The organism is Oerskovia flava (assembly GCF_026163685.1).
GTDB classification, from domain to species: domain Bacteria; phylum Actinomycetota; class Actinomycetes; order Actinomycetales; family Cellulomonadaceae; genus Oerskovia_A; species Oerskovia_A flava.
On the sequence record NZ_JAOXSR010000009.1, the window covers coordinates 37,613 to 48,630 of the forward strand.

Sequence of the window (11,018 nt, forward strand, 5' to 3'; positions counted from 1 at the left end):
CGCGAGCCTCGTTCGAGTGATCACGGTAGATGTGCGGCGATGCCGCGCGGCATGAGGAGTTCCCACATTCCTTCGATGCCCGATCACCCCGGGGTACGGGTTTCCCCGTACCCCGGGGCCTGGATCAGCCCTGAGGCTCGGGCCGCGGCTCAGGCCGTCAGCACGGGCCGCTGTCGGCCCACGGTCCCCACTGGGCTGAGCCCGGGGTGTCGCCCGACGTCCAGTAGCCGGCGGTCCACGTACGACCCGCGTGGCTCACCACCGCGCCACCGACGTACGTCGCCGTCGCCGACCACGCGGGAGCGGAGCACTCCCCGCCCGGGCCGGGACCGCCGTCGTCTCCCGCGCCGCCGTCGTCGCCACCGCCGCCGCCCGGTTCGACGACCGTCACCCCGCGCGGGAGGTCGTACGTCGTCGCGTACCGGGTCCCGTCGATGGTCACGACGACGTTGGAGAACTGCGCGATCGGCAACGACCACTTGAGGTGGTTGGTGATGCTGCCGCCCGCCGGGATGCCCCCCGCCGGGACCGTGAACTGCGCGGTGTGGAAGTCACCGTCCAGCCCACCCACGTTCGGGCCCGTGTGGCCGCGCGACGTCGTGGTCGTCCCGAAGCCGCTCCAGTCGCTCATCTCCCCCAGGTCCGTCGTGGCGTACTGGAACGAGATGGTCGCCCCCGCCGGGATGTCGCTCGCCCCGTCGTTGCCGAACACGACCTTCGGCGCGATCGGGTAGTTGTTGTCCCCGAGCGCGAACTCCGTGTAGTCGATGCTCAGGTCGAGCGCCTGATCGGGCATCTGACGGTCCGCGTTCGCCTTGGTCGCGCCGTAGCCACCGGCACCGCTGAAGGTGCTGTGCATGACGTCGACCATCGTCGACCCGATCTCGTACTGGCCGCTCGCCGCGTCGAAGCCATAGTCGCCCGCGAGCTCCCAGATCATGAGCCCACCGAGCCCGGTGTCGGCCACGTAGTCGGCCTTCTCACCGATCGCCTGTGCGGTGTCCCCCGACAGGAAGACCTTGCGGTCCGCGTTCCACCACCACTCGTTCTTCGTGATCGGGTCGTAGTGATGGGTGTAGGTGCCGCTGAGGGTCGTGGGCACGCCGTAGTCCTCGACGTAGTCGCCGACCACACCGGCCTGCAGGTTCAGCACGTGCCAGATCGGGTTGACCCCCGCCGGGATGGCGTTGCCCATCGGGTCGGAGTCGAACCACAGGTTGTCGATCCCGTCCGCACCGTACCCGCACTTGCCGTTCGTGCCCGGCGGGCACGGGAACCCGGCCGGCGCCGGGGCGCGACCGCCCATGCCGTGGACACCGCCCTGGACACCCTGGAAGCCGCGGGTGTAGAAGCCGACACCGAGGTTGATGCGCCCGGCCTGCATCGCGCCACGGAAGTAGTGCGCCGCCCAGTCACCGTTGAGGTAGCCCATGCCCTGGTACGCCGTGTACACACCGCCGGCCGCGAGCTCGGGGTCCTTGCCGTCGTCGAACAGCGGGCTGTTGCCCCCGACGAACTCGTTCCACGCGCCGTGCAGGTCGTAGGACATGAGGTTCACGTAGTCGAGGTACTGCACGACCTGGTGGACCTCCATCCCGCGCAGCAGCCATCCGGACGACGGAGACGCCGTCGTCAGGAGGTAGTGCGTGCCGTCCTCGGCGCCCGCGACGTCGAGCTTCTGCCGTAGCGTGCGCATGAGGTCGACGTACCCCTCGAAGAGCTGACCCCGGCGTGCGTCGGAGAACGCGAAGTCGTCCGGGTTGCCCGCCTGGTTGTTCGACGTCGGGTACTCGTAGTCGATGTCGATGCCGTCGAATCCGTACTCCCGGACGAAGTCCACGACCGAGTCGGCGAACACGTCGATCGTCGCCTGCGACTCCGTCATCGTGTAGAAGCCGCCCGAGGCGACACGGTTGCCGTCCGCGTCGAAGTAGCCCCCGGTCTCCGCCCATCCGCCGACCGCCGGGATGACCTTGACGCCCGGGTTCTCCTCCTTGTACTTCGCCAGGAGGTTGAAGTGGCCGGTGTAGTCGAGGGACGGGTCCATCTCGGCGCCCGGCACACCCGGCCATGTCATGTCCGTGGCGGCGTTGCCCGGCGCGTCCTCGTTGACGGAGACCTTGTTGTCGGACCCGATGTGGGCGAACGCGTAGTTGATGTGCGACAGCTTGTCCCACGGGATGTCGTTCGCCAGGTAGCGCGGCTGGTCGCCCGCACCCGTGCGCCAGCTCGTGAAGTAGCCGATCACCCGACGGTCGAGACCGTTCGGGAGCTTCTCCCGGCCCTCGGTGTCGTACACCTCGCAGTAGGGCACGTCGACACCCGGCGTGGTGTACAACCCGTCCGGGCGGCACTGCTCGTGGCCTGACGGCGGGTCGGTCGGGTCGGGAGCAGGCGTGGGCTCCGGCGTCGGCTCGGGCGTGGGGTCGGGCGTGGGGTCGGGTGTGGGGTCCGGCGTGGGCTCGGGCGTGGGGTCGGGCGTGGGGTCCGGCGTCGGCTCAGGCGTGGAGCCGGAGCCGCACGCACCCTGGTCCTCCCACGGGCCGTACTGCGCGGCGCCGGGCGCGTCGCCCTGCGTCCACCACTTCGCGCGGTAGTTGCGTCCGTCGAGCGAGGCGAGCCCACCCGCGGTGTAGACCTGGCCCGACGACCACGGGCTGTGGCAGTCGGTGCTGCCGACGGACGTGACCGTCGGTGAGGCGGGGGCGGGCGACGCGGCCGACGTCCCGCCCACGAGCATCGTGAGCAGCAGCGTGCCCGCCGCGGCCACGGCCGTGACGCGCGCGCCCCGGCGAGAAGAGATGGCGTCCATGAGTCCTGCTTTCGGTCAGACGGGAGGGAGAGCGACCCCGGTGGTGCGCGCGACCGGCGCACCACCGGGGTCGGACGATCAGCAGGACCCGAGCGCCTCCCACGGGCCCCACTGCTCGGCGCCGGGGACGTTGTTCTGCGTCCACCACTTCGCCCGGTAGTTCTGCCCGTCGTAGGAGACCGTCGCCCCGCCGCTGTACGCGGTGCTCGCCGACCAGGCGGCGAGGCAGTCGCCACCCGTGCCCGTCGGGTCCGTTCCGGTCGGGTCCGTTCCGGTCGGGTCGGTACCCGTCGGGTCCGTGCCCGTCGGGTCGGTGTCACCGCACGCTCCCAGCGACTCCCACGGCCCGTGCTGCTCGGTGCCCGGGACGTTGTTCTGCGTCCACCACTTGGCGCGGTAGTTCTGCCCGTCGTACGACACCGTCGCCCCGGCCGAGTACGCCGTCGCGGACGACCACGCGGGCAGGCAGCCGTCACCGGAGCCGCCCGTCGGGTCCGTGCCCGTCGGGTCCGTGCCCGTCGGGTCAGTACCCGTCGGGTCAGTACCCGTCGGGTCGCCGCCGTCGACCGGCCCGGACCCGGCTGCGCGCAGCGGGGTCATCAGCGCGTCGAGGAGCGTGCCGTCGTGGTTGCCGGACAGGTCCCACCACATCCCGCCGCCGAGACCCTCGGCGACGATGTAGTCGGCCTTCGCAGCGACGGACTGCGGGTCGTCGAAGCTCCACCACTGGTTGCCGTCGTAGCGCCACGACGAGACCGTGTCGGCGTCGAAGTAGCCCGTCCCGAGGTTGCGGAGCTTGTCGTAGTCCTCGTTGCCGGCCTCCCACGTGCCCGGCGCCGCGCCGTTCGCCGCGGACCACGGGTCGGACGACGTGACACCCTTCCAGCCGCGCCCGTAGGCAGCGAGTCCGAGCCCGAGCTGCGCCGGGTCGATCCCCGCGTCGACGTACTCCTTGACGGCCTTGTCGACGCTGAACTGACGGTGCGGCGCGCGCGGGTCGGCCGGGTCGTCGTAGAGGTTGCCCTGGTGACCGGCGAGCGCGCCGTCCCAGGCGCCGTGCAGGTCGTAGCCCTGGACGTTGCCGAAGTCGAGGTACTCGAAGATCTCCGGATCGTTCCAGCCGCCGACCTCGATGTCGTCGGGGTTGGCCGGCAGGAATGCCGAGAGCAGGTAGTCGCGGCCCGTCTGGGCGCCGTAGGCGTCGAGCTGGGCGCGGAACTCGGCGAGGAGGAGCTTGAAGTTGCGCGCGTCGTTCTCGACGTCGACGTGGTTGCCGACCTCACCGTTGAGCGAGCCCGGCCACTCCCAGTCGATGTCGATCCCGTCGAAGACACCGGCCGCCGCACCCGGTCCACCGCGGCCGTCGATCACCGGGAGGTTGCCCTTGATGTAGATGTCGATGCACGAGGACACGAACGCCTTGCGGGACGCGTCGGTGGCGGCGGCGCGGGAGAAGTTCTTCGACCACGTCCACCCGCCGAGCGAGATCATCGGGCGGATGTGCGGGTACTCGGCCTTGAGCTGCTTGAGCTGGTTGAAGGACCCGGCGAGCGGCTGGTCCCACGAGTCGGCGACGCCCGAGACCGAGTTGGCCGCGGTGTAGCCCATGCCGAAGTCGGCCCACGCGTCACCCGCGCCGTCCGAACCGTTCGGGCCCTGCCCCTGCGCCTTGTTCGCGATGAAGCAGCGGAGCGTCTCGTGGTGGATGTTCCCGAACGAGTAGTTGATGTGGGTCAGGTCCGCGGCCGCGCCGGAGTCCTTGACCTTCTTGAGCTTGAAGTCACGGCCGTACACGCCCCATTGCGTGAAGTAGCCGACGTTGCGGTAGCCGTTGATGTCGCTGTCGGCCGAGTTCGCCGGGGTGCTCGTCGTGGCGACGGCCGGCTGTGCAGGGACGGAGGTGGCGGTCGCCGAGGCCGCGCCGACGCCGAGGGTCGAGGCGAGCAGGGCCGCCGTCGTCGCCAGCACCGTGCCTCGTCGTGACCATCGCCGTAGTGGATGTGCTTCCATGGTCTGCCTCACTGTTCGGGGACGCCGCCGTCGCGTGCGCAGCGTCCTGGTGCTGCCGACAGTAGGTGGGCGGATCGCCCGACGGGATGAGGACTTTCCACATTGTTCCCGCTGCGTACATTTCCCCGCCGTACGTGTTTACCCGTAGGTGCCGCGACATTCTCCTGGACACCCGTCCGGCACATACGGGCACCCGGCACACGACGGAAGCCGCCGCGTCGCACGGACCGCGCACCCGGTGCTCGCGTTCTACCTCGACACCAGGGGTTCTACCTCGGCAACCGAGGTTCTACCTCGGCACCGGGGGTTCTGTCTCGGGACTGGGGGCGGGTCGGGGCGTCAGGGGCCAGAGCGGTGGGCGAGGACAGCGAGCTCGACCCGGGAGCGCACGCCGAGCTTGCGGAACACCCGGCCGAGGTGGACCTCGACCGTCCGCACGGAGAGGTACAGCTGGTCGGCCACCTCGCGGTTCGCACCGCCCTGAACCACGAGGAGCGCGACGTCGAGCTCCCGCTCCGTCAGCTCGTCCGCCCAGCGTGCGCGCAGGTCCGCGAGCGCACCGTCCGAGACGTCGCTCTCCCGCGCCGCGAGCTGGTCCGAGTCCGCCGAGCGCTTCGCGACCGCCCGGCCGGGCCGGGGCGGACCGCGCAGGTCACCCACGGCGCCGAGCAGGTCCGACCCGGGCACGTCGGTGGGCTCGCCGAGCACGTGGCCACCCGGGTCGCCCGCCCGCCCGCTCTGCCCGCTGTAGCCGCTGTGCTCGCCGTGCCCGGGGACGATCTGCCGCTCCGGCTCGCGTCGCCCGTCCCGCTCGAGCAGCACGTCGACGGCCGCGAGCTCGTCCTGCGCGACCGTCACCCAGGCGTGCGCACCTGACTCGCAGAAGAGCTCGGCGGCGGACAGCAGGTGGCTCTGCGCCTCTTCGAGGTCGCCCAGCCGGGACAGGGCCCGACCCGCGCACAGCTCGGTGCGGGCGTGCTCGAACGGTGAGAGGCTCCCCCGCCGAGCACCCAGCGCGGCGGCGCGGTAGGCCTCGAGCTCCTCCAGCCCCGCGAGCGCGATCTCGCCGCGGGCGAGCACCGCGGCACGGGTGGCGGGCGGCAGGTTCTTCGACTCGACCCGGCGCCGGTCGAGTGCCCGGCGCGCGGCGTCGGGCCGGCCCGCGAGCACCCACGCCTCCACGTCGTCGAGCCCCGGCAGGTGGATGAGGTGGGCACAGTCGGTGCGCTCGCGCTCGGCCGCCAGCTCGAGCAAGGTCGCCGCCTGGGTGTGGCGGTGCGAGAACGCGGCCCCGATCGCCCGGTCGACAAGCAGGCCGAGACGCACCGGCCGCGCCGTCGGGCACACGCACGTCTCCTCGAGCGCGGTCGCGAGCGTACCGGTCGTGCCGGTGACGGCCATGTCGAGGCGGCGGGCGAGCGCGACGCCGAGGCCTGCGAGCGGGAGGCCGACGGGCAGGCGGTAGGCCGCGTCGGCGAGCCCGCGCGCCGCCTTGGTGAGGTCACCGGCCCAGAAGTGCACGAGGACCTGCGCAAGACGCAGGTGCGCCTCCACGAACGGTGTGACCGCGGCGTCCGCGCCGTCGAACCACCGCCCGCCCGGCTGGACGGGAGCGAGCCCGGCCACGGCGCTCGCGAGCGTCTGGGCAGCGAGGTCGTGCGCGTCGTCGGCGGCATGGGCGAGCGCACGGCACACCTGGGCGTACGCCTCGTACTCGGTGCCCGTCCCCGCAACGGCGGCCGGCTCGCCCCGCTCCCCCACGCCGAAGATCGCGACCCAGGCGCGGGCGAGCGCGAGGTCCGGCGCACCCGCCGGCTCGCCCTCGACGAGCTGCGCGGCGACGTCGAGCATCTGCAGCGCCGACGTGCCGTCACCCCGCTCGGCGTGCAGGCGAGCAGCAGAGGTCACACCGCGGACGACGTCCAGGCGCCCGGGGGCCGGGCTCCCCGGCACGAGGAAGGGGGCGACCTGCGACGCGACGACGTCGTCGGGCACCTGGCCCTCCACGAACGTGAGGGCGCACACGAGGGGGGCGAGGAGACGACGTCGGACGTCGTCGTCACCGGAGCGGGCGGCCTTGCGCAGCCAGTCCGCCGCGTCGAGGACGTGCCCGGACTGCAGGGCAGCGACCCCGGCGAGCGCGTACGCCTCCGCACGGTCGGCACCCACGCCCTGGCTCGCCGCCTCGCGCGCGACCTCGTGCGCCCACACCACGTCGCCGTGCTCCAGCAGGCGGCGAGCCAGTCCGAGGAGCGCAGGCACCAGGGCCGGGTCGCCGGCGAGCGTCGCGAGCGCCGTGTGCCAGTCCGCGAGATCCGCCTCGCCCGCGTGCGCGTGCGCCCGGGCGAGCGCCGTGTGGGCGTGCGTGCGCTCCGCGAGGCACGCGTCCCCGTGCACGAGGGACCGCACGCGCGGGTCCACGACCGAGAAGCGACCCGAGACCAGCGCGAGATGCTCGGCCAGCGGCCCGTCGAGCAGGTCGTCGATCTCGAGCCCGGCCGCCTCGAGCAGGACGTCGGTCCGGTCCACCACGGCGACGGACGCCACGAGCAGGGCCGCGCGCTGCGTGTCGGTCAGGTGCGCGAGACGGTCTCCGAGGAGCCCGCGCACGGCCGGGACGACGGGCAGCGGGTCGGGCAGGAGCGAACCGCCGCGGAGCTGTTCGGGCGTGAGCTGGCGAGCCGTCTGCGCGATCGCGGCGGCGTTCCCACCGAGGAGCGCGGAGAGGCGGGCCGCGACGTGCGGAGCCACCGCGAGCCGGCAGTCGACCGACAGCAGGCGCAGCGCGTCGGCCGGTCCGAGACGCGGCACCGAACGCATCTCGACAGGGTGCGGCAGCGGACGGGGGAACGCGTCGTCGGGGGCCGTCGCCAGGAGAACGACCGGGCTGCGGCGGTTGGTCACGAGGCTGACGACGATCGACCGGCTCAGCTCGTCGACCCGGTGGAAGTCGTCCGCGACGAGGACGACGGTCGCTCCCTCGGCGGCGGCGAGGAGGTACTCGGCGAGCGCCACGGCCGCGACCTCCGGGAGGTAGCCGTAGTCCGCGCGGTCCAGGTCGAGCGCCTTCGCGAGCTCGGGCGGCACGCTGTGCCCGGTGAGCTGGACGAGCTGCGAGACCACCGACGAGGCGCAGGCCCCGGGCCGCGTCGGTGCGGACGGCGGCTGGCAGCGGATCAGCACGGGCGCTCGGGGGACCCGCAGCTCGCGGACCGACTCGCAGATGAGCTCGAGGGTGGCGCTCGCTCCCATGCCCTGCTCGGCCGTCCAGACGAACGCCCCGCGCCCGTCGCAGACGGCGTCGAGCGCGAGCTCGATCTCGCTCGATCGGGACGAGAGACGTTCGAGCCGCCGGGCGGGCAGTCCGCCCGCGACCGGGCCGCCCACCGGCCCACCGCCGTGGTCTGCGGCCGCACCGGTGGTGGTGCGCTGGCTGCCCAGCGTGCTGCCTGGCATGACGGACCCCCTCCAGTCCGGGGACGACGGCGTCCGGACGACTATGAGGGATCTTAACAATCTCCGCGTGACGACGGCGGGTCACGGGTGTCACGACGATGTTTCCGCAGGTGACGACGCCGCCCGAGGGGCGCGACAGAGCCGTCGAGGCTTGCGCGCCCCCGGCGTCAGGCCTCGAGGACGAGGGTCACGGGCCCGTCGTTGACGAGCTCGACGGCCATGTCCGCACCGAAGACGCCCGTCGCGACCTCGATCCCGCGCTCCCGCAGGCGGGCGACGACCGCGTCGACCAGCGGCTCGGCGACGTCCCCCTTCGCCGCACCGTTCCACGACGGGCGGCGTCCCTTGCGGGTGTCGGCGTAGAGCGTGAACTGGCTGACCACGAGCACCGGGGCACCCTCGTCCAGCACCGAGCGCTCGCCCGCGAGGATCCGCAGCTCCGCGATCTTGCGGGCGATGAGCTCGACCTGCTCGGGGCCGTCGTCGTGCGTCACCCCGACCAGCGCGAGCAGCCCCGGCCGGTCGATCCGGCCGACGACCTCGCCGCCTACCCGGACCGCGGCGTGCGTCACGCGCTGCACGACCGCCCTCATCGGGCCGCCTCCGCCGAGGCGCCGGAGAACGTCGCGCGGACCTCGCCCACCGGGACACCACCACCCAGCACGGGGGTCTGCCCGACGGCGGCCAACGCCCGGGCGTCCGTCCCACCCAGCCGCTCGGCGCCCAGGTGCCGCAAGGCCGCCACGAGCACCGCCGGGCGCGGGCGGGCGGAGCCGTCGAGGACCTTGAAGGCCAGCGACCCGCCGTCGGGCAGGCCCGCCGCGTACACGCCGTCCGCGCCGTCCTTGGCGACCAGACCCGGGACCGCGCGCATGGCGTCCGTCGCGTCGCGGCCCGTCCCGCCGACCATCTCCGGGAACGCCGACAGGGCGCGGGCCACCTGCGCCTCGGGAGAGGTCGGCGCCTCGACCGGCGCGGAGGCGATGCGCCCGAACGACCGGGCGAGCCCCGCCAGCGACGTCGCGAAGAGGGGGGCACCGCAGCCGTCGGTCGTGACCCGGGTGCTCTCGTCACCGGTGAGCTCCAGCAGCGTCGAGCGGATCACCTGCTGCAAGGGGTGCTCGGCGTCGAGGTAGGCCGCGGTGTCCCACCCGGCGACGACACACGTCGCGAGCATCGCCGCGTGCTTGCCCGAGCAGTTCTGCGTGATCGGGGCGGGACCGTGACCGGTGCTCTGCCACTCGAAGGCCGCGGGCGCGTACACGGGCATGTCCGGGGTGTTGCGCAGCGCCGCCTCGTCGAGCCCGACGCTCGCCAAGATCTCGCGTGCGCCCGCGAGGTGCTCGGCCTCCCCGTTGTGGCTCGCCGCCGCCAGGGCCAGCAGGCGCGGGGGCAGGTCGAGGCCGGACCGCACCATCGCCACCGCCTGGAGCGGCTTGACGCTCGACCGCGGCCAGATCACGACGGCCGGGTCACCGAGCACGAGCCGGTCACCGGCCGCCGGATCCACCACGAGGTGGCCCAGGTGCACGGACTCGACCAGCCCGCCCCGGACGACCTCGGCCAACGGGACGGCCGCGCGCGCGACGTCCGGCGTCACCAGCCAGAACCGCCCGCCGGGCCGTTGCCCTGGCCCCGCGAGTACGGCGTGAGCCGCGGACGGACGTCCACGAGGTAGATCATCGCGGGCACGACCGCGATGATGCTGAAGAAGCCGATCCCTCCGCCGATCCCGATGAACCCGATCGCCGCGGCCACGCCCAGGATGGCCAGCCAGATCGGCTTCGACAGCTTGCCCTCGGCGGTGAACGCGCCCGCCGGGCGACGCGCCGCGTCGATGAGGGCGACGAGCTGCGTCACGAAGACGACGATCGTCAGGACCAGGAGCACGAAGTTCTGCGCTGCACCGAAGAGATTCACGGGACGAGCCTACGGCAGCGACCGCACGTGCCGTTCCCTGCTGCGCCCGGGTTCAGGCCTCCGGGACCACCCGCAGACCGTGCGACCGGGCTGCGCGCGAGACGTGCTCGTCCCACGCCGCGACGAGGGTGTCCTCGTGCTGGAGGGTGAGCGCGCTCGCCACGTGCACGGCGTCCGCTCCGCGCAGCGCGTGCCCGTCGGCCCCCGCGGCCGTCCCGGGCCCGCCGAGCATCGCGCCCGCGCGGTCGGCGACGGCTGCCGTCACCTCGACGACGTGCAGCGCCGGCCACAGGCTCTCCCAGGTCGCGAGCGCGTCGTCGTGCGCCGACCGGTCGAGCAGCCCGCTGCGCGCACCGGAGGCGAGCGCTGCCCGGAGCTCGGTGTCCGACAACCGACTCGTGGCCACGAGGTCCGCACCGTTCCAGAGTCGGCTCGCCAGGACCGATCCGCTCTCGGGGACGCAGAGCTTCACAAGAGCGCTCGCGTCGAAGTACACCAGTGCCATCGAGACCCCGTTCAGCGCCGGATACGTCGGACGAGGCCGGAGACCCCGGACCCTCTCGCGGGCCTGCCCGCTGCTCGCTCGTCGCGCTCCGTCGGGGCGGCGAGGGGACGCTCGGCGCCCGCCGGGGTGAGCAGCCCGTCGCGGGTCAGCTCGGTGACGAGGTCCGCCGTCGCGACACCGGTCAGCCGTGCCACCGGCACCCCCCGCTCGGTGATGATCACGTCCTCACCCGCCCTCGCCCGCTCGATCCACGACTTGAGCTCGGCCCGCAGGGCGCTGACGGAAACCTCCATCCCCCGAAGGTACCTTTCCCGC

The 11,018-nt window shown here is 73.1% G+C and carries 8 protein-coding genes; all 8 read right to left on the reverse strand.

What is annotated here, in order from left to right:
• Positions 1 to 157: 157 nt before the first annotated feature.
• The 8 genes from OHL10_RS14310 to OHL10_RS14345 all read right to left on the reverse strand — a co-directional run bounded on the left by OHL10_RS14310 (position 158) and on the right by OHL10_RS14345 (position 10,996).
• Positions 158 to 2,812: a glycosyl hydrolase family 18 protein gene (locus tag OHL10_RS14310; RefSeq protein WP_265522908.1), complete on the reverse strand. Its 2,655-nt coding sequence runs from the start codon at positions 2,810 to 2,812 to the stop codon at positions 158 to 160.
• A gap of 78 nt (positions 2,813 to 2,890) precedes the next feature.
• Positions 2,891 to 4,780 carry a glycosyl hydrolase family 18 protein gene (locus tag OHL10_RS14315; protein ID WP_265522909.1) on the reverse strand — a complete coding sequence of 630 codons (1,890 nt, stop codon included), beginning with the start codon at positions 4,778 to 4,780 and terminating at the stop codon, positions 2,891 to 2,893.
• Between the two features lie 381 nt (positions 4,781 to 5,161).
• Positions 5,162 to 8,278, reverse strand: coding sequence for a helix-turn-helix transcriptional regulator (locus tag OHL10_RS14320; protein WP_265522910.1), 3,117 nt, complete (start codon positions 8,276 to 8,278; stop codon positions 5,162 to 5,164).
• Positions 8,279 to 8,445: 167 nt separating this feature from the next.
• Entirely contained in the window at positions 8,446 to 8,871 is a 426-nt protein-coding gene (gene dtd / locus OHL10_RS14325; protein ID WP_265522911.1) for a D-aminoacyl-tRNA deacylase, read from the reverse strand.
• A complete protein-coding gene (locus OHL10_RS14330) occupies positions 8,868 to 9,878 on the reverse strand; it encodes an asparaginase (protein ID WP_322645567.1) in 1,011 nt (336 codons plus the stop codon). Before OHL10_RS14330 ends, dtd begins: the two co-directional genes overlap by 4 nt.
• Positions 9,875 to 10,198, reverse strand: coding sequence for a DUF2516 family protein (locus tag OHL10_RS14335; RefSeq protein ID WP_265522912.1), 324 nt, complete (start codon positions 10,196 to 10,198; stop codon positions 9,875 to 9,877). The genes OHL10_RS14330 and OHL10_RS14335 overlap by 4 nt, the downstream gene beginning before the upstream one ends.
• 52 nt (positions 10,199 to 10,250) lie before the next feature.
• The gene (locus OHL10_RS14340; protein ID WP_265522913.1) at positions 10,251 to 10,703 is read right to left on the reverse strand and encodes a type II toxin-antitoxin system VapC family toxin; all 453 of its coding nucleotides are present in this window, start codon (positions 10,701 to 10,703) and stop codon (positions 10,251 to 10,253) included.
• A gap of 11 nt (positions 10,704 to 10,714) precedes the next feature.
• The gene (locus OHL10_RS14345) at positions 10,715 to 10,996 is read right to left on the reverse strand and encodes a type II toxin-antitoxin system Phd/YefM family antitoxin (RefSeq protein ID WP_265522914.1); all 282 of its coding nucleotides are present in this window, start codon (positions 10,994 to 10,996) and stop codon (positions 10,715 to 10,717) included.
• Between the last annotated feature and the right edge of the window lie 22 nt (positions 10,997 to 11,018).